23 protein-coding genes are annotated in these 25,661 nt (G+C 71.3%); 9 read left to right on the top strand and 14 right to left on the bottom strand.

The features are described 5' to 3' along the window. Window positions 1-197 precede the first annotated feature (197 nt). Window positions 198-1,634: an NADP-dependent phosphogluconate dehydrogenase gene (gene gnd / locus NON19_RS04230; protein WP_255925210.1), complete on the bottom strand. Its 1,437-nt coding sequence runs from the start codon at window positions 1,632-1,634 to the stop codon at window positions 198-200. Between the two features lie 267 nt (window positions 1,635-1,901). Between gnd and NON19_RS04225 the strand changes: the two genes are divergently transcribed. From NON19_RS04225 to NON19_RS04215, 3 genes are all read left to right on the top strand, one after another. Then, a complete protein-coding gene (locus NON19_RS04225) occupies window positions 1,902-2,687 on the top strand; it encodes a VOC family protein (protein WP_255925209.1) in 786 nt (261 codons plus the stop codon). 219 nt (window positions 2,688-2,906) lie between these two features. After that, window positions 2,907-3,965 carry a right-handed parallel beta-helix repeat-containing protein gene (locus NON19_RS04220; protein WP_255925208.1) on the top strand — a complete coding sequence of 353 codons (1,059 nt, stop codon included), beginning with the start codon at window positions 2,907-2,909 and terminating at the stop codon, window positions 3,963-3,965. A gap of 31 nt (window positions 3,966-3,996) precedes the next feature. Next, a complete protein-coding gene (locus tag NON19_RS04215) occupies window positions 3,997-5,076 on the top strand; it encodes a methyltransferase (protein WP_372513989.1) in 1,080 nt (359 codons plus the stop codon). 2 nt (window positions 5,077-5,078) lie between these two features. On the opposite strand, the gene NON19_RS04210 is transcribed toward NON19_RS04215, so the two are convergent. The 7 genes from NON19_RS04210 to NON19_RS04180 form a co-directional block, all read right to left on the bottom strand. Next, window positions 5,079-5,405 (bottom strand): TcmI family type II polyketide cyclase, encoded by a 327-nt coding sequence (locus tag NON19_RS04210; protein WP_255925207.1) that lies wholly within the window; start codon window positions 5,403-5,405, stop codon window positions 5,079-5,081. A 98-nt stretch (window positions 5,406-5,503) separates the two neighbouring features. After that, entirely contained in the window at window positions 5,504-5,992 is a 489-nt protein-coding gene (locus tag NON19_RS04205; protein ID WP_255925206.1) for an SRPBCC family protein, read from the bottom strand. A 2-nt stretch (window positions 5,993-5,994) separates the two neighbouring features. After that, window positions 5,995-6,246, bottom strand: coding sequence for an acyl carrier protein (locus tag NON19_RS04200; RefSeq protein WP_255925205.1), 252 nt, complete (start codon window positions 6,244-6,246; stop codon window positions 5,995-5,997). Between the two features lie 40 nt (window positions 6,247-6,286). Beyond that, window positions 6,287-7,528, bottom strand: a complete 1,242-nt coding sequence (locus NON19_RS04195) for a ketosynthase chain-length factor (RefSeq protein WP_255925204.1) — start codon at window positions 7,526-7,528, stop codon at window positions 6,287-6,289. Then, complete coding sequence (locus tag NON19_RS04190) at window positions 7,525-8,793, bottom strand: beta-ketoacyl-[acyl-carrier-protein] synthase family protein (RefSeq protein WP_303653334.1); 1,269 nt, start codon at window positions 8,791-8,793, stop codon at window positions 7,525-7,527. Before NON19_RS04190 ends, NON19_RS04195 begins: the two co-directional genes overlap by 4 nt. Next, window positions 8,790-9,203 carry a cupin domain-containing protein gene (locus NON19_RS04185; RefSeq protein ID WP_255925202.1) on the bottom strand — a complete coding sequence of 138 codons (414 nt, stop codon included), beginning with the start codon at window positions 9,201-9,203 and terminating at the stop codon, window positions 8,790-8,792. The genes NON19_RS04190 and NON19_RS04185 overlap by 4 nt, the downstream gene beginning before the upstream one ends. 57 nt (window positions 9,204-9,260) lie before the next feature. Then, on the bottom strand, window positions 9,261-10,388 hold the full coding sequence (locus NON19_RS04180) for a SchA/CurD-like domain-containing protein (RefSeq protein ID WP_255925201.1): 1,128 nt from the start codon (window positions 10,386-10,388) through the stop codon (window positions 9,261-9,263). Between the two features lie 375 nt (window positions 10,389-10,763). Between NON19_RS04180 and NON19_RS04175 the strand changes: the two genes are divergently transcribed. Next, window positions 10,764-12,386, top strand: a complete 1,623-nt coding sequence (locus NON19_RS04175; protein WP_255925200.1) for an FAD-dependent oxidoreductase — start codon at window positions 10,764-10,766, stop codon at window positions 12,384-12,386. A gap of 196 nt (window positions 12,387-12,582) precedes the next feature. Here the strand turns inward: NON19_RS04175 and NON19_RS04170 are convergent, their stop codons facing one another. After that, window positions 12,583-12,789 carry a hypothetical protein gene (locus NON19_RS04170; RefSeq protein ID WP_255925199.1) on the bottom strand — a complete coding sequence of 69 codons (207 nt, stop codon included), beginning with the start codon at window positions 12,787-12,789 and terminating at the stop codon, window positions 12,583-12,585. Window positions 12,790-12,911: 122 nt separating this feature from the next. Between NON19_RS04170 and NON19_RS04165 the strand changes: the two genes are divergently transcribed. Together NON19_RS04165 and NON19_RS04160 are read left to right on the top strand one after the other, a co-directional pair. Further along, window positions 12,912-13,091 (top strand): hypothetical protein, encoded by a 180-nt coding sequence (locus NON19_RS04165; RefSeq protein WP_255925198.1) that lies wholly within the window; start codon window positions 12,912-12,914, stop codon window positions 13,089-13,091. A 141-nt stretch (window positions 13,092-13,232) separates the two neighbouring features. Next, entirely contained in the window at window positions 13,233-14,036 is an 804-nt protein-coding gene (locus tag NON19_RS04160; RefSeq protein WP_255925197.1) for an SDR family NAD(P)-dependent oxidoreductase, read from the top strand. Between the two features lie 191 nt (window positions 14,037-14,227). Here NON19_RS04160 and rpsN read toward each other — a convergent pair whose 3' ends face one another. Beyond that, window positions 14,228-14,533, bottom strand: coding sequence for a 30S ribosomal protein S14 (gene rpsN, locus NON19_RS04155; protein ID WP_255925196.1), 306 nt, complete (start codon window positions 14,531-14,533; stop codon window positions 14,228-14,230). Then, complete coding sequence (gene rpmB, locus NON19_RS04150) at window positions 14,533-14,769, bottom strand: 50S ribosomal protein L28 (RefSeq protein ID WP_255925195.1); 237 nt, start codon at window positions 14,767-14,769, stop codon at window positions 14,533-14,535. Before rpmB ends, rpsN begins: the two co-directional genes overlap by 1 nt. Before the next feature lie 236 nt (window positions 14,770-15,005). On the opposite strand from rpmB, the gene NON19_RS04145 reads away from it, so the two are divergent. Together NON19_RS04145 and NON19_RS04140 are read left to right on the top strand one after the other, a co-directional pair. Further along, window positions 15,006-20,201: a glycoside hydrolase family 38 N-terminal domain-containing protein gene (locus NON19_RS04145; RefSeq protein WP_255925194.1), complete on the top strand. Its 5,196-nt coding sequence runs from the start codon at window positions 15,006-15,008 to the stop codon at window positions 20,199-20,201. Then, the gene (locus tag NON19_RS04140) at window positions 20,198-20,917 is read left to right on the top strand and encodes a peptidylprolyl isomerase (protein WP_255925193.1); all 720 of its coding nucleotides are present in this window, start codon (window positions 20,198-20,200) and stop codon (window positions 20,915-20,917) included. The genes NON19_RS04145 and NON19_RS04140 overlap by 4 nt, the downstream gene beginning before the upstream one ends. Window positions 20,918-20,975: 58 nt before the next feature. On the opposite strand, the gene NON19_RS04135 is transcribed toward NON19_RS04140, so the two are convergent. Further along, window positions 20,976-21,995, bottom strand: a complete 1,020-nt coding sequence (locus NON19_RS04135; RefSeq protein WP_255925192.1) for a tetratricopeptide repeat protein — start codon at window positions 21,993-21,995, stop codon at window positions 20,976-20,978. A 129-nt stretch (window positions 21,996-22,124) separates the two neighbouring features. Then, entirely contained in the window at window positions 22,125-22,799 is a 675-nt protein-coding gene (locus tag NON19_RS04130) for a TetR/AcrR family transcriptional regulator (protein ID WP_255925191.1), read from the bottom strand. A gap of 284 nt (window positions 22,800-23,083) precedes the next feature. Here NON19_RS04130 and NON19_RS04125 point away from each other — a divergent pair, with 284 nt between their 5' ends. After that, window positions 23,084-24,157: a cytochrome P450 family protein gene (locus NON19_RS04125; RefSeq protein WP_308213648.1), complete on the top strand. Its 1,074-nt coding sequence runs from the start codon at window positions 23,084-23,086 to the stop codon at window positions 24,155-24,157. Window positions 24,158-24,239: 82 nt separating this feature from the next. Here NON19_RS04125 and gad read toward each other — a convergent pair whose 3' ends face one another. Next, entirely contained in the window at window positions 24,240-25,652 is a 1,413-nt protein-coding gene (gene gad, locus NON19_RS04120; protein WP_255925190.1) for a glutamate decarboxylase, read from the bottom strand. Between the last annotated feature and the right edge of the window lie 9 nt (window positions 25,653-25,661).

Below are 25,661 nucleotides of genomic sequence, written 5' to 3'. Positions count from 1 at the left end.
GCGGCTCGCAGCGGCGCTGCCGCCCGTACCCAGGACGCGGCGTGTCCCCAACGGCAGCCAACCCCGAACGCCGCCGGAACTTGGGCGCTTGACCCAATGAATCCCGGCGCAGCGGCGAGCAACTCCACGGCCCGGCGTTCCGCGACAACCGCGCCCCGCGGCACCCCACCGCAAACCGCCGGAAGGGCGACGCGGCCCTACGCCCCGGCCTCGGACTTGTCCTGCGCCCACCGGGTGTGGAAGCTGCCGTCGCGGTCGACGCGACGGTAGGTGTGCGCGCCGAAGTAGTCGCGCTGTGCCTGGGTGAGCGCGGCGGGCAGTCGCTGGGCGCGCAGCGCGTCGTAGTACGCGAGCGCGGCGGAGAAGCCGGGGGCCGGGATGCCGTGCTCACCGGCCGCCGCCACCACGGTGCGCCAGGCGCCCTGCGCCTCGCCGATCTCCTTGGCGAACTGGGCGTCCGCCAGCAGGCTCGGCAGCGTCCTGTCGGTGTCGAACGCGGCGCGGATGCGGTCCAGGAAGGCGGCCCGGATGATGCATCCGCCACGCCAGATCGACGCGACGGCGCCCAGGTCGATGTCCCAGCCGTACTCCTCGGCACCGGCCTGGATCATGTTCCAGCCCTGTGCGTAGGAGACGATCTTCGAGGCGTACAGGGCGTGTTCGACCTGGTCGGCGAAGTGCTCCGCGCTCTTGGCGTCCAGCGTGCCGCCCTTGGGGCCGGGCAGCGAACGGGCGGCGGCGCGCAGGTCGGTGTGCCCGGACAGCGAGCGGGCGAAGACCGCCTCCGCGATGCCCGGGACCGGCACACCCAGGTCAAGGGCGATCTGCACGGTCCACCGGCCGGTGCCCTTCTGCTCGGCCTGGTCGGCGACGACGTCCACGAAGGGCTTGCCGGTGGCGGCGTCGGTGTGGGTGAGCACGTCCGCGGTGATCTCGATGAGGTACGAGTCCAGCCGTCCGGTGTTCCAGCGCCGGAAGACCTCCGCGATCCGCGGCGGTGTCAGGCCCGCGACTCCCCGCAGCAGGTCGTACGCCTCGGCGATCAATTGCATGTCGGCGTACTCGATGCCGTTGTGCACCATCTTCACGAAGTGCCCGGCGCCGTCGGCTCCGATGTGCGTGCAGCACGGCGCGCCGTCCACCTTGGCGCTGATCTTCTCCAGCATCGGCCCGAGCGTGCGGTACGACTCAACCGAACCGCCGGGCATGATGCTCGGGCCGTGCAGTGCGCCCTCCTCGCCGCCCGACACGCCGGTGCCCACGAAGTAGATGCCCCGTTCGCGCAGCGCGGCCTCTCGGCGGCGGGTGTCCGCGAAGTGGGCGTTGCCACCGTCGATGATCATGTCGCCCGGTTCGAGCAACGGCGCGAACTCCTTGATGACCTCGTCCGTGGGCTCGCCCGCCTTGACCATCACCAACAGCCGCCGTGGCCGCTCCAGCGAGGCCACGAACTCCTCGACGCTCTGCGAGGGCACGAAGTCGCCCTCGTGGCCGAACTCGTCGATCAGCGAGCGGGTCCTGGCCGGGGTGCGGTTGTGGACGGCGACGGTGTAACCGTTGCGAGCGAAGTTACGGGCGAGGTTGCGGCCCATGACCGCGAGCCCGGACACCCCGATCTGCGCTTTGGCAGGCATCTGTCGCTCCTTCAAGTAAGGCGGGCCTTCAGGGTAGTTGAGGGAGCACGTCTGGGCGTTGCCTGGCGAACGGGGTGACGCACACCGGCGCAGGGGGACGTGGCCCCGGGTACTCCCCACTATGTGCCAGCGGCACGGTTCACGCACGGCGGGGCCACCAAGCGCCGCGCGGGCCGATTGTCAGTGCCCCCTGCGATGCTGAGTCTCGTCCAGGGGAAGCGCCCGAACGGGCAGTCCCGCCATGCCTGAACCGCGGAGGTCTCCGTCGTGATCACCACTCCCTACGTGCCCGGGTCGCTGCTCTGGGTCGACCTCGGCAGCCCGGATGTGAAGGCTTCCGCCGCCTTCTACGCCGCCCTGTTCGGCTGGGAGTTCCACTCCCAGGGGCCGGAGGCGGGCGGCTATGGCATGTTCACGCTCGGTGGCAGGACCGTCGCCGCCGCCGGTCCGCTGATGGCCCAGGGCGCCTCGTCGGCCTGGACGGTGCACTTCCACACTCCCGACGCGGACGCCACCGCCAAGGCGGTGGAGCAGGCGGGCGGCACGGTCCGGATGGCGCCCATGGACGTCTTCACCGCTGGCCGGCTGGCCGGGTTCACCGATCCCACCGGTGCGGAGTTCGCGGTGTGGCAGCCGGGGGACACCAGGGGTCTGGACGCGGTCAACGACCCGAACACCCTGTGTTGGGCGGAGTTGCACACCACCGACCCGGAGCGCGCGAAGGCGTTCTACCGCGCGGTCTTCGACTGGCGGACCGAGGACATGCCCATGGGCGACTTCACCTACACCGTGGTCTCTCCCGCCACCGGCGGGGAGGACGCCGGTCAGGGCGGGATCATGGGGCTCAGCGAGGAGATGCGGCAGGGTGGTTGGACGACCCGCTGGCGGCCGTACTTCGAGGTGGCCGACTGCGACGCCGCGGTCGGTGCGGCCGGGGAGAACGGCGGGACGGTCGTGGTGCCGCCGCAGACCGTGCCGGGTGTGGGCCGGATGGCCTCCCTCGCCGACCCGTTCGGCGCCGCCTTCGCGGTCATCACCAGCGCCACCGAGTAGCGGCCGCCGACGAGCGGGAACCAGCGAGAACCGCTGGGTACCCCGTGCGGAGCATCGGCCGCGCCGGACGGAGGTGCACGAGTGGCGGGAGCTGACGGGCCCTCATAGCTTCGAGGCGGCAGGCACCGCGTCCTGCTTCCCGCAATGTCCCCGCACCGCCGGACGGCGGAGCACCCGCGAGTGCTCCGCCGTCCGGCATCCAGGAAGGCACAACCGCCCATGCCAAAGCGCAGCTCCCGCTACCTCGCGCCGCTCGCCACCGTCCTCGTCGTCGGCTTCGCGGCGACGCCACCCGCCCACGCGGCGGATCGGCACATCGTCCGCCCGGGTGAGTCGATCCAGGAGGCCGTCGACCGCGCCACCCCCGGCGAGACCCTGCTGCTGCTCCCCGGCACCTACCGGGAGAGCATCGAGGTCACCGTCCCCGGCCTGACCATCCGCGGCATGGGCTCGGGCACAGTGCTCGCCCCCGGCCGCACCAGATCCGGCACCGCCTGCGCGCGGGCCGGTCACGGGATCTGCGTCACCGGCACCGCCAACCGGCCGCTCACCGGCGTACGGCTCAGATCGCTGACCGTCTCCGGTTTCCCGAATGACGGCATCTCGTCCTCCTGGACGGACCGGATGAGCGTGCGCGATGTGCTCGTGCGCGACAACGGGCAGCAGGGCATCAGCCAACAGCTGTCCACCCGGGGCGAGTTCAAGAACAACGTGCTCAGGGACAACGGCCAGTCGGGCATCCTGCTGGCGAACGTCATCGGCCGGGAAGGCCCGGCCATCGACACACGGGGCGCGGTGATCTCCGGCAACCTCGTGCAGGGCAACCACTTCGGCGTGGTGATCCGGCGGGCCAGGAACCTGGTGGTCAAGCACAACACCATCACCGGCAACTGCGGCGGAGTGTTCGTGGTGGGCGACGAGAACGTACCGCGCGCCGGAGCCCTGTCCATCCGCCACAACCGGGTGGAGCTGAACAACAAGTTCTGTTCCAAGAGCGCCCACATGGCGCAGACACAGGGCGTGGGCATCCTGGTCACCGGCGCGGAGCAGACGCTGGTGGCGCACAACCTGGTGCGCGGCAACCGCGGCCGAACGCCCATGTCCGGTGGGATCGTGCTGTTCCGCAGCAGGTTCGGAGCGCCCAACTCCCGTATCACCGTCCGGGACAACACGCTGCGCGACAACGCTCCGGCGGATCTGGCCAACCGGGACGTCGGCACGGACAACACCTTCGTCAGGAACTACTGCCGGACCTCCGAGCCCTCCGGTTCGTGCTGACGGCGGCTCCACAACCCGGAAGGCGGGCTTCATGACCACCGCACAATCCACCGCACAGTCCACAGCACAACCCACCGGACGATCCACCGCACAAACCACCTCAGCGCACGCGGGAATGCGGCTTCGGGAGCTGGTGTTCGGTGCCGCCTGCGCCGCGGCCGTCCGCGCGGCGGCCCAACTGCGCCTGGCGGACGCCCTGCAGGACACCCCGGCCACCACCGAGGAGTTGGCGGCGGCGCTGAGGACCGAGGTGCGGCCGCTGCGCCGACTGCTGCGCACCCTGTCCTGCTACGACATCTTCACCGAGACCGGCGACGGCCGGTGGACGCACACCGAGATGTCCCGGCTGCTGCGCGAGGACAGCCCGAACAGCCTGCGCTACATCTCGCTGTGGTGCACCGAGCCGTGGACCTGGCAGGTGTGGCCGCGTCTTGACGAGGCCGTGCGGTCCGGGCGGAAGGTCTTCCCCGATGTCTTCGGCAAGGAGTTCTTCGACTACCTGCACGACGGCGCGGGCGCGTCGGCCGAGGTGTTCGACAAGGCCATGACGCAGTCCAGCAGGCAGTCCGCCGAGGACTTCGCCGCCTATGTCGACCTCGCCGGAGTGTCGAGCGTGGTGGACATCGGCGGCGGGCAGGGCCATGTGATCGCCAGCCTGCTGGAGAAGGACCCGAACCTGCGCGGCACCCTGCTCGACCTGCCGAAGGTGGTGGCCAACGCCGATCCCCGGCTGCGCCCGGGCGGCGCGCTGGCCGACCGCGCCCAACTCCTGCCCGGCGACTGCCGGCAGGAGGTGCCGGTGCGGGCGGACCTCTACATCATCAAGAACATCCTGGAGTGGGACGACGAGAGCACCCGGCTGACGCTGCGGAACGTGATCTCCGTGGCGCGTCCGGGCGCGCGGGTGATCGTCGTGGAGAACCTGGTGGACGACAGCCCCTCGATGCGGTTCACCACCGCCATGGACCTGCTCTTGCTGCTGAACGTGGGCGGCGCCAAGCACTCCAAGGAGAGCCTGGTCAACGCGATGACGGCGGCCGGACTCGAACTGCGGGACATCCAGCCGATCAACGCGTATCTGCACGCGTTCGAGGCGAACGTTCCGGTGTGAGGTCAGCCGTCCCGGTCCCAGCGGTAGAACTCGTGGGCCATGGCGTCCTTGGGCTCCCGCCAGGTCGCCGGATCGTAGGCCTGGACGTAGGCGGTGAGCCGTTCGCTGACGCTGCGGAACTCCGGGTGGTTGGTCAGACGGGCCACCCGGGGGCCGGGCGGTTCGTCGGCCTCGATCAGATGCAGGTACACATCACCGAACTGGAACAGGCTGCGGCCGCTGACCCCTATCAGATGCGGCAGTTCGCCGCGGTCGGAGTCGGCGAAGACCTCGGCGATGCCGGGGGCGGAGCCGGGCTTCATCCGGGCCACGATCAGGGCGCGGTGCATGGGCGGTTTCCTCTCGCTCGTCGCTTGGGGGTGCGCGGTGGTCCCGGCACCTGCCCCGGCCGGTGTCCGTGGCCGGGGCAGGTGCCAGGAGGCGGTGGCTAGTTGGGGACGGCCGACTCGATGTGTTCGGTGCGTACCCGGGCGCGGCGCTCGAGCTTCTCCCGGATGAGGTCCATCTGGATCCGCGTGTTGCGGTTGAGGTGTTCCGTCATCCCGGCGTCGTCCACCGGCGCGGTGGGCTTCATGGCGAAGTCCTGGATCCAGCGCATCCTGGTGCCGCCGTCCGGGGTCGGCGCGTACTCCCATCTGATGTCCATGAACTCGAACGGTCCGGGTTCGACCCGGCGGGCCCGTACGGTACGGGCGGCGCGGTGGGTCTCGCGTTCCGAGACCCAGCTCCACACCTGGCCGTTGTCGTCGGGGTGCATGGTCAGCCGGAAGGTCGTCTTGTTGCCTTCCCGGCCGAGCACTTCGACGCTGCGGTACTCGCTGAACAGTTGCGGCCAGTTCTCCAGATCGTTGGTGGCGTCCCAGACGAGGTCGAACGGGGCCGCGATGGTGATCTCGTTCTCGGTGTGTCCGGCCATGGTCACGCTCCCGTGGTCCGTGCCGAGTTGACCAGGTCGAGCAACTCGGCGGGGGTCTTGCAGGTCTCCGCCTCAACGGGCTGTCCGAAGCGGTGCTCCAGCTTCTCCGCGATGCCGAGCAGGCCGAGCGAGTCCAGACCGAACTCGGCGAACGGCGCGTCGGGGTGGCTCTCCAACTCCCCGGCGTCCACGGTGACTCCGGCACTGGACTTCATCAACGAGGCCAGCTCGTCGAAGGTCAGTCGATCACTCACCACTACTCTCCTTCCGGTTCCGCTGGCGGCACTGCCGCCATCACGGCTGGTCGGCGCCGCGTCGCAGGACGAGCGCGGCGTTGCACCCCATCAGTCCGCGGCTGAGCACCAGTGCGGTGCGCACCTCGGCGGGGCGGGCCAGACCGGTGACGAGGTCGATGTCATGGATGACGTCGGCCACGTTGGGGGTGGGCGGCACCACACCGTGCTCCATGGCGAGTACCGCGGTGGCCACGTCCAGTACCGGGCCCCCGCAGTACGCCCTGCCGATGCCGGTCTTCGGCGCGGTCACCGGCACGTCGGCGGCGTGCCCGCCCAGCGCCTCGTTGATCGCCAGCGCCTCGGCACGGTCCGCGGCGGGCACCCCGAGCGCGTCGGCGAACACCACGTCGACCTCCTCCGGGGCGCACCGGGCCTGGTCGAGGGCGCTGCGGATGGCGTGCGCCAGCCCCTCCCGGGAGCGCTCCCAGGCGGACGCGCCGGTGAACGTGGCGGCGTGGCCGCGGACCTCCGCCCTGGCCGTGGCACCGTGCCGCCGGGCCGCCTCGGCGTCCTCGACCACCAGCATCGCCCCGCCCTCGGCGGGCACGAACCCGCAGGCGTCAGCGGTGAACGGCAGATAGGCACGCTCGGGCACCTCCGCACGGCTGAGTTCCGGGTAGCCGAGCTGGCAGACGATCGAGTACGGCGCCAGTGGTGCCTCGGCGGATCCGACGAGCATCACGTCGGCGCCGCGTCTGACGTTCCGGCAGGCGTGCGCGATCGCGTCAAGCCCCCCGGCCTCGTCGTTGGCCAGCACCGCGCACGGCCCCTTGTGGTCGCCGCGGATCGAGATCTGGCCGGTGCTCGCCGCGTAGAACCAGGCGATGGACTGGTATGGGCCGACGAACTTCGGCCCCCGGCCCCACAGTTGCTGCAGTTCCCTTTGGCCGAACTCGCCGCCGCCGGAACCGGAGGCGGTGGCGACGCCCACCGCGTAGGGCGAAAGACCGGTGGTGTCGAGCCGGGCGTCGTCCTTCGCCAGGTCGGCCGCGGCCATCGCGAAGTGCGTGAACCGGTCGGTCTGCACCAGGTACTGGCCCTCGATCGCGTCCGCGGGGTCGAAGCCCCTCACCTCCCCGGCGATCCGCAGCGGGTAGTCGCCGCAGCCGTCGTGAGAGAGGGTGTCAAGGACGCTGACGCCTTCCTTGGTGGCCTTCCAGAACGCCCGTTTGCCCACCCCGTTGGGGGCGATCACCCCGATTCCGGTCACCACCGCGCGGCGGGTGTTGCGCTGACTCATCGTGTCCGCCTCTCCCTGCGGTTGAGGACGACAGCGGACTGGAATCCGCCGAATCCGCTGCCGACCGACAGGACGGTGCGCAGCGGCGCCGTGCGCGCGGTGCGCGGCACGTAGTCCAGGTCGCACTCGGGGTCGGGGGTCTCGTAGTTGGCGGTCGGCGGTATGACACCGCCGGCCAGGGCGAGGGCGCACGCGGCCAGCTCTATCGCGCCGATGGCGCCGAGCGAATGCCCCACCATGGACTTGATCGAGCTCATCGGCGTCGAGTAGGCGTGCTCGCCCAGCGACCGCTTCACCGCCGCCGTCTCGTGCCGGTCGTTCTGTTTGGTGCCGGAGCCATGGGCGTTGACGTAGTCCACGTCGCGGGGGTCGACGCGCGCGTGGTCGAGGGCGTGGTCGATCGCCCGGGACATCTCCAGTCCCTCCCGGGTCAGCCCGGTCATGTGGTAGGCGTTGCCGAAGGTGGCGAACCCGCCGATCTCGCAGTAGACGCGCGCCCCGCGCCGCCGGGCGTGCTCCGCCTCCTCCAGTACCAGCACCGCACCGCCCTCGCCCATCACGAAGCCGTCCCGGTGGGCGTCGAACGGCCGAGAGGCGTGCTGCGGGTCGTCGTTGTTGGGGGACGTGGCCCGGATCGCGTCGAAGCACGCCACCGTGATGGGCGAGATAGGCGAGTCCGAGGCGCCGGCGATGATGATGTCGGCGTCGCCCTCCTCGATGGCGTGGAAGGCGTATCCGACGGCGTCCAGGCCGGAGGTGCAGCCGGTGGACACGGTCCGCACGGGACCGTGCGCGCCGGTGCGCTCCGCCACCTCGGAGGACAGCGCACTGGGTGAGAAGGCCCGGTGCAGATGCGGCCGGGCCTGCCGGTGGTCCACGTCCCAGCGCTCACCGGCACCGCTGACTCGCACGTAGTCGGCCTCCAGCCGGGTGGTGCCGCCGACGGCGGAGCCGAGCGACACCCCGATCCGCCACGGCTCCTCGGCCGACAGGTCGAGCCCGGAGTCGCGCACCGCCTCGTCGGCGGCCACCAGCGCGAACTGCACGTACCGGTCGGCGCGCGCCAACTCGTCGGCGTTCAGACCGCACCGGTACGGGTCGAAGTCGCACTCGGCGGCGATCCGCGAGCGGAACCCCTCGGGGTTGAACAGCGTGATCCCCCGGGTCGCGGTGCGTCCGGCGGTGAGCATGTCCCAGAACGCGGGCACCCCCACTCCGCCGGGCGCGACCACGCCGACGCCGGTGACGGCCACACGTCGCATCAGGACACCGCCTTCGCTGGTTCGGGCGGGCCTTCCTCGGTGTCCACGTGCCCCAACTCCGGCCGCGGGGCGAGCGGTCCGAGGTGGAAGACCATCCGTACGTCGACGTTGCCCACGTTGCGGAACCGGTGCCGCACGTCCTTCGGGATCAGCAACGCGTGGTCGGGTCCCAGCGAATGCGGCTCGCCGTCCAGGTCGACCTCGACCTGGCCCTGGACGACGTAGACGAACTCCTCGGAGTACGGGTGGTAGTGCTCCCCGATGCGCTCGCCGGGCCGGATGATGGCCATGCCCATGAATCCGCTCGTCGCCCCGACCGTGGTGGGGGTGAGCAGGGTGCGCAGGTCGCCACCGCGTCGCCGGTTGGGCTGGGTCTGGTCGATGTGCACGATGCGTGCGGTCTGTGTGGGCATGGTGTTCTCCGAAGGCGTCGGGTGGGCGGTGCCTGGGTCGTCAACTTCCGGCCGGTGTCAGGTCTGTTGGGCCCGGCGGTCGGTGACCAGGTCCATGGCGCAGTCGGCGACGAAGCGTTGGATCCCCGCGCTGTCGCTCAGATCACCGTTGGGGCCGAGGTCCACGAGTCGGCTGAGCACGGCGGGGGCGCGGTGTCCTTCGACGCCGAGGACGACGCTGGGGTCCGGTTCGCCGCGCAGGTCCACCACGCGCACCACGATGTCGCCGCGCTGGTAGATGGTGCTGCTCACCAGCGCCGACGGGTGCCGGGCGGCGGCAAGTTGGTCCTGGCGGGACAGGAACAGGGCCACCGCGGACCCGCAGCCGCGCCGGGCCGGGTAGCTCAGGGCACGTCGCCGCACACCGGGGCCGTCCACGTCACCGACGGTCAGCCGGTGCACCGCGGGCAGTGCGGCGCGCATGAAGAACTCCCGCGCGGCCTTGGCGTCGTCCAGGTCGCGAGCCTCTTCCAGATGCGGGTTCAGCGCCTCCTCCGCGGCCCGGACGCCCGGTTGGCTGGCGACATGGCGCAGCGCGGCGCCCAGGTCGCCGATCACCTCGATCGCCCGTACCACCCGGTTGCCCCGCATGAACAGCGAGGTGCGGTGCAGCCTGGTGACCGCGTCGACCTCGGGGGACGGCGAGGCGTACTCGGCGAGGATCTTCGCGGCGGCCTGCTCGCTGCCGGGCTTGACGGTGAACGTGACGGCGTGTCGCACCACGCCGTCGGACGGCGGGTCGCTCTGGCGCTGCGCCCGGGGGACGGGGGCGGCGGAAGCGGGCTTGGTCTCGCGGACCACGCCGTAGCGCAGCGACTGGGTGTTGTGCACGCACTCGTGCATCGGCTCCACCATGCGCACGTGCTCGGCGCTGTTCACCCAGGCGAAATAGGGCTCCGCGCCCTCCCATTCACTGGTGATGATCCACTGGGTGGGGTCCTGGATGGACTGGCACAGCTGGTCGCTGAGGTGTCCCGGAACCTCCGCCACCTGCTCGCGCAGGGCGGAATAGACTTCCATGAAGCGCTTTTCGGCGCCGTCCTTGACGTGCAACACGAGTATGACCCGCAGCTTGGACTCGCTGGGGCTGAACGCAAGTGATTCGGCTTTGGATCGGGGCGCTTCGGCTGTGGACAGCACCGTCATGTCACCGCTCCTTCGCGGGCAGGGGATTCGGCGTCAACGGGCCCTGGCCCGGACTGGCATGCCGGGCGGGCGGCGGCCGGATAGGCTTTTCCGACAGGCCGCGCTTTTTCTCTCCGCGACATCGGCGAACAAACATTTCGCCGTTCTGGACCCCATTTCCGGAAAATCCATCCGCAATTCCGGAAGCAGGCCCGTGAATCGATGGTGATGGGCTACCACGGATGCCGCAACGCGTGTAGGCCGTTCGGGTGACCCGTCGGGCGGAACACCGGTACCCGGGCGAGGATCGATGGTGCGGGCCGCCGTGGTCGGCAGAACCGCTCCCGCATCCCAGGAGTCCGCACCTGCGACTCCCCGCAACGGCTGGAGCCATGGATGAACGCGAAGATCGACGAGCGGGTGCCGGTACTGATCGCGGGCGGTTCCCTGGTGGGTCTGTCCGCCTCGCTGTTCCTGGGGCGCCTGGGCATCGCGCACACGCTTGTGGAGAAGCATCCGGGAACCTCCCGGCACCCCCGCGGGCGCGGCAACAACGTGCGCACGATGGAACTGTTCCGCACCGCGGGAATCGAGCCGCGCATCCAGGTGGCCGCGTCGGTGCTGGCGGACAACCACGGCATCCTGCAGGCCGAGACACTGACCGGCACCGAGCAGGAGTGGCTGTTCAAGGAGGTGGACCCGGGCGGTCGGCTGTCCCGTTTCAGCCCCACCAGCTGGTGCCTGTGCAGCCAGAACGACCTTGAACCGGTACTGCTGGACTGCGCCCGCGAGTTGGGCGGCGATCTGCGCTACGGCACCGAGTTGCGCTCCTTCGAACAGGACGCGGACGGGGTGACCGCCGTGATCGGCCGCAGGGGCACCGACGAGCGCCGCACGGTGCGCGCCCAGTACCTGATCGCGGCGGACGGCCCACGTAGCCCGGTCCGCGAGCGGCTCGGCATCGCCCAGATGGGGCGCGGCGACCTGTTCCACAACGTCAGCGTGACGTTCCGGGCCAAACGGCTGGCGGACGCGGTGGGCGACCGCCGCTTCATCGCCTGCTATCTGCGCAACCCCGAGGCCGACGGCACCCTGCTGCCGGTGGACAACCGGGAGCAGTGGGTGTTCCACATCCCGTGGCACCCCGAGCACGGCGAGGAGTTGGCCAGCTTCACCGACGAGCGGTGCGCCGAGCACATCCGCAAGGCCACCGGCGTACCGGACATGGAGGTGGAGATCACCGGCAAGGCGCCCTGGCACGCCGCGGAGCGGGTGGCGAGCAGCTACGGCACCGGGCGGGTGTTCCTGGCCGGTGACGCCGCGCACGAGATGTCGCCCACCGGCGCGTTCGGCTCGAACACCGGCATCCAGGACGCGCACAACCTGGCCTGGAAGCTCGCCGCGGTGCTGGGCGGCTGGGCCGGGCCCGCACTGCTGGAGACGTACGGCGCGGAGCGGCAGCCGGTGGCGCGGGCGACGAGCGAACGCGCCTCGGCCCGCTCCTCCGAGCACCGGCACCCCGGCTACGCCGCCGCACCCACCACCGGCCCGCAGCGCGGCGTGCTGGCCACCGCCCTGGGCTACCGCTACCACCGGGGCGCCGTCGTCGGCACCGACCCCGACTCGGCTGTGGTACCCGACGAGTTGGAGCTGACCGGCGCCCCGGGCAGCCGGGCACCGCACCTGTGGCTGCGCCGGGACGGGGTGCGGCTGTCCTCGCTCGACCTGTACGAGCGGTCGCTGGTGCTGCTCAGCGGCGCGCACGGCGGCAGGTGGTACGAGGCGGGGCGGCGGGTCGGCGAACGGCTGGGGCTGCCGCTGGAGTGCCACCGGGTCGGCCCCGGCCTCGACCTGGTGCCGGAGCCGGACGCCGACTGGGCCCAGGCGCACGGCACTTCACCGGACGGCGCCGTGCTGGTGCGTCCGGACGGCTTCGTCGCCTGGCGCGCGACATCGACCGCTGCCGACCCGGTGACGACCCTGATCAAGGTACTGGAATCCGTGCTGCGCCGGGCCTGACACCGTGCGGCCGGGTCAACGGCCGGACAGCCCCGCGATCGCCCGGCACGCCGACCGCGACCGCCGTCGCGACGCGTCCCCGACGGAGCCGAACACGTCGGCGGTCGTCCGGGACCCCACGCCCCCGGGCCCGGTGGGCCTCTCCCACTCGATCAGGGAATGGATCATGGAACGTTCTGCGCACCCGCGCACGGATCTACTGCCACACATCGGGTCCGCCACCGGACCACTCGATCAGATCCGGGTCGTCCAGAACCTCGGCGGGGTTCAGTCCGGCGCGGCGCAGCAGCAGCTCGATCTCGCCGAGCGTCTCCACGACGCCGACCGGCTCTCCGAGGACCGTCACCAGCCGCCCGCCGCCCTGCGGCGGGTGCACGACGATCAGCGAACCCGAACCCTCCATACCCTCACCCTGCGCCGGTCCCTCCCCCGGCGCACGCCGACGGCCGCCGCGGCTGGCGTGACCGGCGGTCAGATGAGTCGTGGACGAAGCCGCCGACCACGAGGACCAGGAGGAGACCGGCCATGAGCGACGTGGACCTTGCCAGGTTCCTGGATCTGCTGACCCAGGAGAACCGCCGATGGCTGGAGTCGCAGTCACGCGAGGTACAGCTGAAACTGAACGAGCAGTTCGCCACCACGCGTCGCGCCGAGGACCCGCAGGAGGCGAACGCGATCGTCGAGCGGCACCGCGCGGAACACTGACGGGTCCGCATGCCTCGCCCGCGCCTGCGGGTCGCCCCGTCCGCCGCGTACGGCCAGCCGTCGGCGGCGTCTTCGCCGATCATGGGTGGTGACGGCGCCACCGTCGGCCGCGTGGGGCGGAACCGTCCGTGAGGGGCGATCATGAGCGTGAGGGATCCGAACGCCGGAGCGACGGGGGGCGCCGCCGCAGGCGCGGTGGCGCCGTTGTCGGGGTGTGCGGCACTGGTGACCGGTGCGTCCAGTGGCATCGGGGCAGCCACCGCCTTGGCGCTCGCCCGGCTGGGCGCCGAGGTGGCGGTGGTCGCCCGGCGCACCGAACGGCTGGAGGAGCTGGCCGCGGTGATCCGCGGACAGGGTGGTTCGTGCACCGTACTCACCGCCGACCTGGCGGACCCGGTGCAGGCGCGTCAGGCCGTCGATGACGCCGCTGGCCGCTTCGCGCGGTTGGACGTGCTGGTGAACAACGCCGGATACGTCGCGATGGGCACCGTGGAGCACAGCGACCCCGCCGACTGGAAGCGGATGGTCGACCTCAACCTCAACGCCGTGCTGCACATGTCGCAGACCGCGTTGCCGCACCTGCTGCGCACGGCGGCGGAAGGGCCGCGGGGGGTCGCCGACCTCGTGAACGTCAGCTCGGTCGGCGGCAGGGTGGTGCGGCGGAACAACCCCGTCTATTCGGCGACGAAGCACGCGGTGGGCGCGTTCAGCGAGGCGATGCGCCAGGAGGTGGCCGCAAGAGGGGTCCGGGTGGGGCTGGTCGAGCCGGGCATGACCATCACGGAGATGGCGACCGGCGCCGGGCGCGCCGCCGCTCGCGACCTGCCGCAGAACGCCTGGCTGCGCGCCGAGGACATCGCCCGTGCCATCACGTTCATGATCACTCAGCCCCCGCACGCGGCGGTCAACGAGATCATGATGCGCCCGACGGCCCAGGAGCACTGACCACCAGCGCCCGCGAGGGCCGCTTGCCGCCCCCGCGCGAGCCGCACGGCATGCCGACCGTCAACCGGCCGTGCACGGTACCGGGTTGGGGGTTGAGCCCTCGGCCCGGCGCACCGGAGTGCGACGACAGCGGCGTGGCCCCGCGGTGCCGGACCAGCCGCAACCCAGCCCCGCTCCCGCGACCCGCGCGGCTACCAACTGCTCTTGGTCACCCCCGGCAGCTCTCCGGCGTGGGCCATCTCCCGCAACCGGATGCGGGACAGCCCGAACGCGCGGAAGTGGCCGCGCGGGCGGCCGTCGACCGAGTCCCGGTTCCTCACCCGCGTGGCGCTCGCGTCGCGTGGCTGGCGGCGCAACTCCCGCTGGGCGGCGAGCCGTTCCTCGTCCGTCGACCGCGCACTGGCGATGACCTGCTTCAGCTCGGCCCGCCGCCGCGCGTACCGCGCGACGATCTCCCGTCGCTTCTCGTTCTTGGCGATCTTGCTCTTCTTCGCCATCAGACCCTCCCTCCGGTGGCCCGGATCCGGGCCACCGCGGCCTCGATCCCGATGGCGTCCACGGTCTTGATCCCCTTGGCGCTCAGCGTCAGCCGCACGTACCGCCGCTCGCTCGGCAGCCAGTACCGCTTGTGCTGCACGTTGGGGTCGAAGCGCCGCTTGGTGCGCCGGTGCGAGTGCGAGATGTTGTGGCCGAACCCCGGCTTACGGCCGGTGAGTTGGCAGTGCGCGGACATGGCTCCCTTTCGCTGGTGGAGGTCTTCCGGCTCCCCACCGTAGCGCTTCATGAAAATGAAAACCAATTCGCCGAGCCCGCGTCCGCCCCGCACGGTCAGCCCCCAGTCGTATTTGCATAGTTGATCGGTAAGTCCATGTTTGTGGTGATCCTTACAGGTTTGTCCTGGCATCTTTGGCTGCGGTAGACCGGCGGTCCCGACCGCCGTGGCCGAACGTCGACCGTGGAAGAGGTGCCGTGTCTGGGCTGCCTGAGGAGCGCGCGGCGAAGGTGAGCCGCCGCAGGTTCTTGGCGTCGCTGGCGGTGGCGTCAGCGGCCGCGGTGGGAGTGGACGGCGGCAGGACCGCCGCGGCACGGCCGGGGGTGATGGTGCCCGAAGCGGTGCCGCTGTCGCTGCCCTACGACCTGGAGGGCGCGTCGTACGACTCCGACCGCTCGACCGGCGACTTCGACGGTCACGGCTGGGCGTTCCCGGCCGAGGAACTGCCCTCGGGCCATACCAGGATCGCCGGGGTGCCGTTCGTGTTCCCCACCTACGCGCCGGGCGAGAAGAGCTTCATGACCGCCGCGGGGCAGACGCTCGACGTGCCGGAGGGCCGCCACTCGCTGCTGTACCTGATCGGCGCGGCCTCCGGCGGCCCGGCCAGTACGCAGGCGCTGGTCCGCTACGAGGACGGCGGCGAGTCGGTACCGCTGCGGTTCACCGACTGGGCGCATCTGCCGCAGTTCCTGGAGGCGGTGGCCGTGGAGACCACGCACCGGCACCGGCCCGCGGGCGACGCCGGGCCACGGGTGCGGCTGTTCCTCCAGGTGGTGCCACTCGACCCGGCCCGGCAGGCGGTCAGCCTCACGCTGCCGGACGCGCCCGCGCTGAAGCTGATCGCGGTCAGCGCACAACCAGCCGTGGACGCCGCCGCGGTGAAGGTCACCTCGGTGGCGTCCACCGAACTGTTCACCGGTACCGAGAAGGCGCCCCGCCAACTGGTGCACGTCACCGTCGCCAACATCGGCGTCCGCCCGCTGACTTCGCGCTCCCCGGCCACCGTCACCCTGGTCGGCGACGGCATCAGCGTCCCGGAACCGGCCACCGTCATGGACCTGCCGCCCGGCCACCAGGACGCCGTCGAGGTCGGCATCGTCTACGCGTCCCCGCAGACCGAGGGCACGGTGCACCGGGCCCTTGTCCAGGCGCGTACCGCGGATGTGCGCGACACCCAGTCGGTGCGGATCACCGCCGCCGAACCGGGCTGGACGATGTACATGGTCTCGCACTACCACTACGACCCGGTCTGGTGGAACACCCAGGGCGCGTACACCGAGTCCTGGGAGAACTCCGGGTTCCAGCGCCCCGGGCTGACCCTGGTGCGGGCACATCTCGACATGGCGCGGCGGGATCCGGACTACAAGTTCGTGCTGGCCGAACTGGACTACCTCAAGCCGTTCTGGGACAGCTGTCCGGAGGACCGCGACTACGTGCGGCAACTCCTGCGCGAGGGGCGGCTGGAGTTCGTCGGCGGCCTTTACAACGAGCCGAACACCAACCTCACCAGCGTGGAACTGACCATCCGCAGCGCGGTGTACGGGGTGGGGTACCAGCGCGACGTACTGGGCGGAGTGCCGCGCAGCACCTGGCAGTTGGACGTGTTCGGGCACGATCCGCAGTTCCCCGGCATCATGGCCGACGCCGGGCTGACGTCGAGTTCCTGGGCGCGCGGCCCGCACCACGAGTGGGGGCCCAAAAGCTGCGTGGGAGACAACCGGCGGATGCAGTTCCGCAGCGAGTTCGACTGGATCGCCCCCAGCGGCCGGGCGCTGCTCACCAGTTACATGCCCAACCACTACTCGGCGGGTTGGTGGATGGACACCGCCAAGGACCTGCCGACCGCCGAGGCGGCCACGTACGAGCTGTTCCGCGATCTGAAGTCGGTCGCGGCCACCAAGAACTGCCTGCTGCCGGTGGGCACCGACTACTCACCGCCGAACCGCTGGGTGACCCGCATCCACCGCTCCTGGGCAAACAAGTACGTCTGGCCGAAGTTCGTCACCGCGGTGCCCAGCGAGTTCTTCGACGCGGTGCGCCGGGACCTGGCCCGGGACAAGGTGGCGCTGTCGCCGCAGACCCGGGACATGAACCCGATCTTCACCGGTAAGGACATCTCGTTTATCGACACCAAGCAGGCGCAGCGGCAGGCGGAGAACACCCTGCTGGCGGCGGAACGGTTCGCCACCGTCGCCGCACTGCTCGGCGCCCGCTATCCCATGGAGGCGATGGACAAGGCCTGGCGCCAGCTGTGCTTCGGCGCCCACCATGACGCGATCACCGGTTCCGAGTGCGACCAGGTCTATCTGGACCTGCTGGGCGGCTGGCGGGAGGCGCTGGAGCTGGGCAGGACCGCGTTGGGCGGGGCGCAGGCGCTGATCGCCGCGCACGCGGACACCTCCGGGCCCGGCACGCCGGTGCTGGTGTTCAACGCGATGGCCTGGCCGCGCACCGACGCCGCCCGGGCCACCGTGGAGTTCGCCGCGCCCGGCCCGATGGGCATCGCCCTGCTGGACTCCACCGGCAAGAGCGTGCCCGTGCACGTCGACAAACTCACCCGGCACCCCGACGGCACGCTCGCCTCGGTGGTGCTGGCGTTCGTCGCCCATGACGTTCCGGCCACCGGCTACGCCACGTACCACGTCGTCCACTCCAAGACCCCGCTGTCCGGGCCGACCTGGGCGGACTTGGACGTCTCGGCGATCGAGAACGAGTTCTACCGGCTGGCGGTGGACTCCGAACGCGGCGGCGCCATCAGCTCGTTGTACGACAAGAAGGCGGACAAGCAGATGCTGCGGCCCGGTGGCCTCGCCAACGAGCTGCTGGCGTACGACGAGTACGAGGACGGCCCCGGCGCCCCGTCCGGCGGGCCGTGGGTGACGGTGCCCAAGGGCGGGCCGGTCGCGGCGAGTTCGTCCAACCAGGCGACCGTCAGCGTGGAGCACTCCCCCGTCGGGCGGCGGATCACCGTCTCCGCCGACTTCGACCTGTGCCGCTACACACAGGAGATCATGCTGTGGGACGGCATCGACCGGATCGACCTGACCACCCGCGTCGACGGCTTCACCGGCACCAACCGGCTCATGCGGGTACGCTTCCAGCCCGCCGTCGAGGGCGGTATGCCGGTCTCCGAGGTGGGCGACGCGGTGGTGGGGCGCGGTTTCGGATTCCCCAACGTCGACTACGCGGACGCGAAGTGGACGCTGGAGTACCCCGCGTACAACTGGGTCGAGTTGGGCGCGACGCTGGTGGTCGCGCTGGTGGACACCCAGGGCGGCGACGCGGTGCGGGCGGCACGGGCGGTGAGCGTCGCCGAGGTGGTGGTGCCCGACATCACCGGGTACGCACCGGCGGCGCGGGACGCGGTCACCGCGCTGGTGTCCACCGGCGTCACCGCCACCACCTCCACCCATGACGGCTCCCGCTACGGCAGCCTGGATGTGGACTCCAACCTGCCCGATGTCCGGATCAGCGTCGGCGGACCGGCGGAGAACGACTTCACCGACGCGGTGCTGGCCGCGGCCCCACCCGGGTACCGGGCCGAACTCGACCGCCAACTCGCCCGAGGCCGTACCGCACGGGTGTGGGTACCGGCCGACAAGCCGCTGGCCGAAGCGTGGCAGCCGCGCGCCGACCTGCGCGGCCCGCGCACCCTGCCGGTCCTGGTGGTCGCCGGACGCACCCCGGACGACACCCGCACCGCCCTGCACGGCCTCGCCGCCGAACTGCGCCGCTCGCCGCGGATCGAGGTGGTGCAGCCCGCCGAACTCGACGGCACCACCGGGCAGGTCGAGCCGTACGGCTTCGCCGTGCTCAACCGGGGTCTGCCGGGCTTCACCATCGACAACTCCGGCGACATCTACCTGGGCATCCTGCGCTCCTCCACCGGCTGGCCGTCGGGCACCTGGATCGACCCGCCGCGGCGCACCCTGCCGGACGGCGCCAACTTCGAGACCAACCACTGGAGCCACACCTTCTCGTATGCGCTGATCGGGCACCGCGGCGACTGGCGGGACGCCGGTCTGGCCCGGCGCGGCCACGCGTACAACAACCCGTTCAGCAGTCGGCAGGAGAGCGTGCACCACGGCCAACTGGGCGCCACCGCCGAGTTCCTGGCCGCGGAGGGCGACGGTGTGGTGGTCACCGCGCTCAAGCCGCACGGCAACCCGATGGCGTCGATGGCCGGGACGGATGTGGACCCGTCCGCCGGAGTGGTGCTACGGGCCTACGAGTCGACCGGGCGGCCGACCACCGCCCGGTTCCGGTTCTTCCGTCCGCTGGACTTCCCGGCCAACGTCAACCCCCTTGAGCAGCAGGCCCGTTCGATCGCCTCCTCCGAGCAGGGCATCACCACCGAACTCGGCGCGTTCGAGATCCGCACCATGGTGGCCACCCCGCGAGAGCCCGCCGGGCGCCCGCGCGGCGTACCGGGTAGCCCACGGCCGGAGCTGGCGCCGAGGGCGGAGCCCGTGCAACCGGTCTTCGCGCGGTACTGGCGGCACAACAAGGGCGCGGCGTCGATGGGCTACCGGATGACCTCCATCGAGGCCGAGCCGACCGCCGTCGCCGGGCACGGGCCGTACGAGATCACGGTCACTGTCGCCTCCTCGCACACCCGCGAGCAGGTCGCCGGGACGGTGGAGGTGATCGTCCCGGACGGCTGGACGGCCAGTCCGCCGACCCGGATGTACACGCTGTCTCCCGGCGCGCATCTGCGCTACACCGTGCGCATCCAGCCAGCCGGGCCCAACGGGCGGTACTTCGTCGCGGTGCGCACCGCCGACGGGCGCGGACAGGTCCACGAGGACGTGATCACCGTGGACCACGTACCGGCCGCGCGGGCCGCCGGGGCATCGGCGCGCGACATCCTGCCCGGCTCGGACCCGACCGAGCCGGTCGATGAGTCCGCCTTCGAGCGGGCGCTGGCGCTGTCCATCGACAAGATCACCCGCAAGGCGCGGCTGGTGATCCAGGAGCGTACCGAACGGTGGACGCCGTCAACGGAGTTGGAGGCGACACTCGCGGCCCAGGACATCGTGGTCTCCCCCGGCCAGACCGGGCGCCTCACGGTGGCCCTGCGCAACACCGCGCGCTCGCCCATCCACGGCGAGGCGCAACTGATCACCCCCTACGCGATCTGGCCGATCAGCGGACCATGGAGCCAGCCGTTCTGGGTTCCGGCGAGCGGCGAGGGCGAGATCGGCTTCGCGATCAACGCTCCGGGAGAAGCCCGGCCGGGCAACTGGTGGGCGCTGGTGAAGCTGATGTACTTCGGGCGGCTGATCTACACCCCGACCGCGTCCGTCATCATCGGCTCCTCCGTGCAGACTACCGTGCCCCGGCAGGACGTTGACAGCGACAAGGGCCACCACCCAGCGGGGTGGTGGTCGTGAGCGCCGACGGGCAGCTGGTCGCCCGGGTGGGCGGGAGCGTGATCACCACCGTCGAGCTGGACCAGCGGCTGGCGGACCTGCGCAGTGGGCCGCTCGGCCCGCGGCTGCCGAAGGACGGTACGCCCGCGGGGGTGCGGCTGCGGCGTTGGGTGGCCCAACTGCTCGCCTCCGAGGCGCTGTTGCGGCACGAGACGGGGCGGTCCGCCCCGTCCCTCGACCACGCCGCGCGAACCCTGTTCGAAAGGGTCACCGCGGATGTCGCGGTCAGCGAGGCGGAGTTGTTCCGGTACTACCGGGACAACCTCGATCTGTGGGTCCGCCCCGAGCGGCGTACGGTACGCCAGGCGGTCCGGTCCTCCCCCGCGGCGGCCGTGGCCGTGTGCCTGGACGACCTCGGCGCCGCGGAGACGCTTTGCCGGGGCCAGCTCGCCGGTCCCTTCGAGGACGCGGTGTTCTCGGCCGCGCCGGGGGCCTGGATCGGTCCGGTCCGGACGGTCTTCGGCTGGCACGTGGCCGTGCTCCACCGCGTCGAGCCGGGCGGGGTGCTCCCTTACGAGGCGGTGCGCGAGTCCATCCACGCCGACCTCCTCTCCGCCGCGCGCGGCCAGGCCTTCGACGACTGGCTGGCCAGCCGTCGAGCGGCGCTCGTCCACCTCTCCCCCGGCTACGAGCATCCGGGCGACCCCAGCCTGCCGGACGCGGTGCACCGGCACTGACGGGTCGCGGCGCCGAACCCACCAGCGCCCCCGACAGGGCTCGCCCCGGCGGGACCCTTCAGGCAGCCGCCTGAGGGCCCAGTTCCGCGCGGAAGCGCTGAAGCATCGAGCGGGCGTGGTCCAGGCCGATACGGCGGAACGTCTCGTCGAGTTCCACCAGCTCCGCCTCCGTCTCCTGCACCGAACGGCCGAGCCGCGCAAGGGACTTGACCAGGCCCAGCCTGGACAACGCCTCGCCGCGCGGCTCACCGATGGCCCGGAACTCCTCCAGCGCGCCGGAGTACACCCGGAGCGCCTCCCCGTACCGCCCGGCACGGAACAGCACGTTCCCCCGCATCTTGTGGTTGTACGCCAGCGCGCTCTCCAACCGCATGTCGCGGCAGATCGCCTCCGCCTCGCTGAGCAGTTCCAGCGCCCGCTCGGTCTCGCCCCGTACCGAGACCACATCGGCTATGCCGCGCAGCGCCCACGCGTGCCCACGGGCGTCCTCCGCGCCCGCGGCTATCTCGGCGGCCTCCTCGAACATCGCCAACGCGGTGTCGTACGAACCGGTGTTGCGGTGCATCTGCGCGATGCCCTCCAGCGCCCACACCGTGTGCCGGGCCTCGCCGTGCGCCCGGGCCTCGGCCAGCAGTTGCTCGTGCAGTTCGGTGACCGCCGCGTAGTCGCCCTGGATGCGTCCGGTCTCCGCCAGCCCGGCAAGCGCGTAGCCGCGGGCGGTCCGGTCGCCACCGCGCTGCGCGCACTCGGCGGCGGCCGTCAGCCAGCGCCTGGCCAGCGCGAGCCGCCCGCGCTGCCGGGCCAGCGTGCCGCCGCTCCACAGCGCCCAGGCCATCGCCGCGCTGTCCCCGGCCCGCCGCGCGGCGCGGTAGCTGTCCCGCCAGGCCCGCTCGGCGTCGGCCACCCGGCCCAGACGCCGGTTCGCCTCGGCGACCGCGAGTCCGGCCCGCGCGTACCCCAGCGTGGAGCGGCGCTGCTCCTCGGTCGCCTTGGCCAGCACCTCCTCGTACGAGGAGTTCACCGACAGAGCGGACCCCAGAACGCCTTGGTACTCGGGAGCGAACGCCTTGCTGTACATGTGTGTCTGTCTTCCTGGTCGCCGACACCGGTCTACGACCAAGAACCTATGCGCGAACGGCACTTCACCGGATCAACCTGTACGTGGGTTGTGACATCAAACTCCGGTACCACCGGAGGCTGGTTGTCATCATTGAGTCGTACGGGACGCCCGGTGCGGCCCGAGCTCGCGCAGTACGCCGCCGAGCTCCTCCAGGGTGAGCGGCGGCGCCGGAAGCGGGCGCGCCGCCTGCGCACGCAGTCCGTCGAGCAGCAGGGCGAGGTATCGCCGCCAGGCCTGCGGGTTGACGGCGACCGAGGCGGGCACGACCCTGCCGAGTGCGGCCAGGCTGAACAGCAGGTCCTCGGTGGCGATGTCACCGCGCATGGTGCCCTGCCGCTGCGCGCGGTCGATCAGGATGCCGATGGTCTCCCGGTTGTGCTCGTGCAGCGCCTCCAGTGACGGCACCCCGGAAATCCCGGTGGTCATCAGGTCGTTGGCGCCCCGGTCGGCGGCCAGCCCGGCGAAGACGTGCTCCAGGTAGGCGGTCAGCCCGCGCCACGCGTCCGCGCTGCACCGGGCCTCCTCGCCCGCGCGCAGCGTCGCGGCCAGCGAGTCGTGGAAGACGGCCTCGATGAGCGCCGCCCGGTCGGGGAAGCGCCGGTACAAGGTGGCGTTGCCCACCCCCGCCCGGCGGGCGATCTCGTCCAGCGGCGCGTCCAGCCCCTGCTCGGCGTAGATCTGCCGGGCAGCCGCGATCAGCAGCTCCCGGTTGCGTCGCGCGTCCCGCCGCAGCGGCGCCGTACCGTCCTCACTCGCTCCCATGGTCCGCACCCTAACAAGGGAACCGTGGACCACTCCCCGGTTCGGTGTTAGGGTCCCCACGCGGGGGAAACGGGGAGCGCTCCCCGGTTGATTGGGCATCAGGTGCGTCAGGTGTCGGTCCCTCCCGCACGCGTCACGCGACGCGCGCAACGCCATGGAACGATGAAGGGAGTCCCCACCATGACCATGCCGTCCCTTGAGCAACTCACCCCGCCCGGAGTGGACTTCTTCACCGACCCCTACCCGCTCTACGCGCATCTGCGGGAGCGGGTGCGGTGCACCGGGTGACCGCCCCCGACGGGACGGGGGTGTGGCTGGTCGTCGGCCATGAGGAGGTCCGGGCCGCGCTGACCGACCCGCGGTTGTGCAACGACGTACGGCACTCCTCGGCCTGGGAGGACGACGGCGGCTATGCCGTCGGCCTGAACATGCTGCAGACCGACCCGCCGCGGCACATCCGACTACGCAAGCTGGTCGCCAAGGAGTTCACCTCCCGGCGGATCGAGGCGCTACGACCCCGCGTCCAGCGGATCACCGACGAACTCCTGGACGCCGTGCTGCCGTTGGGCCGAGCCGATCTCGTGGCGTCGTTCGCGTTGCCACTGCCGATGTCGGTCATCTGCGAACTGATGGGGGTACCCGTCGAGGACCGGGAGAGCTTCCACGGATGGTCGACGCAAACGGTCCATCCCAGCAGCCCCCAGGCGGCGACCGCCGCCGCCCAGGCCATGACCGGGTATCTGGCCGAACTCATCGAAGGCAAGCGCCGGTCCCCCGGTGGCGACCTGCTCAGCGCCCTGGTACGGGCCGAGGAGCTCTCTACCGAGGAGATGCTCGGCATGGCGTTCCTGCTGCTCGTCGCCGGGCACGAGACGACGGTCAACCTGATCTCCACGGCCGCACTCACCTTGCTCCGGCATCCCGGGCAACTCGCGGCGTTGCGCGCGGACTTGAGCCTGGTCGACGACGCGGTGGAGGAGGTGCTGCGGTACGACGGTCCGGCGCAGTCCACGTCCTACCGGTTCACCTCGGAACCGGTGGAGATCGGCGGTAGCGTCATTCCGGCCGGGGAGCCGGTGCTGCCGGTCCTCGCGTCGGTGGGGCGCGATCCCCGGCTGGTCCCGGACCCCGACCGCTTCGACATCCGCCGCGCCGGGGCCGACCGCGGCGGCCATCTGGGGTTCGGGCACGGCATCCACCACTGCCTCGGGGCGCCGCTCGCCCGGCTGGAGGCGGCCATCGCGCTGCGGACGCTGTTCGAGCGGTGCCCGCGGCTGGCCCTGGACGCGGATCCGTCCGCGCTCAACTGGCGGCCCAGCCTGCTGCGTGGGGTACGGGAGTTGCCCGTGCGGTTCTGAGCCGTGGTCGCGGTCGGCTCGGCACCGCTGGGCTCAGCCGTTGTGAACCGGCGATGCCGAACCAACCCCAACCACTGGCCGCCTACCGGGACTTGGTCTCCGCGCCGTGTGCGAAGGCGCCCGCGTTCTCCTCGTCGCGGTGGGGCCGGACCTGCGACTGGAGTCGCGGCAGCACCCGGCGCAGGTCCTCAAGGAAGAGGTCCGCCAGGTCGTGGCCGAAGCCGTTGCGGATGACGACGCGCAGCGCCGCGAGGTCGGTGCGGTTGGCCGGGAAGGTGTACGCCGGGACCAGCCAGCCGCGCTCGCGCAGTGCGGCGGAGACGTCGAAGACGGTGAAGTTGGTGATCTCCTCGTTCACCCGGAACGCGAAGACGGGCAGCTCGCTGCCGTCGGTGATCAGGGTGAACGGTCCCAACTTGGCGATGCCGCCGGCGAGTCGGGTCGCCACGTCCCGGCAGTGCTGCTGGACGCGGCGGTAGCCGTCGAAGCCCAGCCGCAGGAAGTTGTAGTACTGCGCGATCACCTGGGCGCCGGGCCGGGAGAAGTTGAGCGCGAAGGTCGGCATGTCGCCGCCGAGGTAGTTGACGTGGAATACCAGGTCCTTCGGCAGCGCTTCCGCGTCCCGCCACAGCGCCCAGCCCACACCCGGCATGACCAGGCCGTACTTGTGCCCGGAGGTGTTGATGGAGGCTACCCGCGGCAGCCGGAAGTCCCATACCAGGTCGGGGTCGAGGAACGGGGCGATCATGGCACCGGAGGCGCCGTCCACATGGACCGGAACGTCGATGCCGGTGCGCTCCTGGAGCGCGTCGAGGGCCGCGCATATCTCGGCCACCGGCTCGTACGCGCCGTCGAAGGTCGAGCCAAGCACCGCGACGACACCGATGGTGTTCTCGTCGCACAGCTCGGCGGCCGCGTCGGCGGACAACGTGAAGCGGTTGCCCTCCATGGGCACGTAGCGGGGTTCGACCTCGAAGTAGTCGGCGAACTTCTCCCAGCAGACCTGCACGTTGATGCCCATGACCATGTTCGGCCGCTCGGTCGGCTTGCCCTCGGCGCGGCGGCGGTGCTGCCAGCGCCGCTTGAGGGCCAGGCCCGCCAGCATCGCGGCCTCGCTGGAGCCGGTGGTCGAACAGCCCACCGCCGCATGGGAGTCGGGGGCGTTCCACAGGTCGGCGAGCATGTGGACGCAGCGCGCCTCCACCTCGGCGGTCTGCGGGTACTCGTCCTTGTCGATCATGTTCTTCTCGGCGCACTCGGCCATCAACCGCTGCGCCTGCGGTTCGGCCCAGGTGCTGACGAAGGTGGCCAGGTTCAGCCGGGCGTTGCCGTCGAGCATCAACTCGTCGTGCACGATCTGGTACGCGGTGTCGGGGTCGATCCCCTCCTCGGGCAGCTCGAACCGGGGGACGCTGATGGGCTCCCGGGTGAAGACCGGGTTCACCGTGAGGTGGGGGCTGGCTTCGCGGTGGTGGTGCGGGCGCTTGAGCGGCATGGTGAGCAG

Origin of the sequence: Streptantibioticus rubrisoli (assembly GCF_024436055.1) — a bacterium.
Lineage (GTDB): Bacteria > Actinomycetota > Actinomycetes > Streptomycetales > Streptomycetaceae > Streptantibioticus_A > Streptantibioticus_A rubrisoli.
Note: the sequence above shows the minus strand (reverse complement) of the source record. Positions and strands in the feature narration are given on the sequence as shown.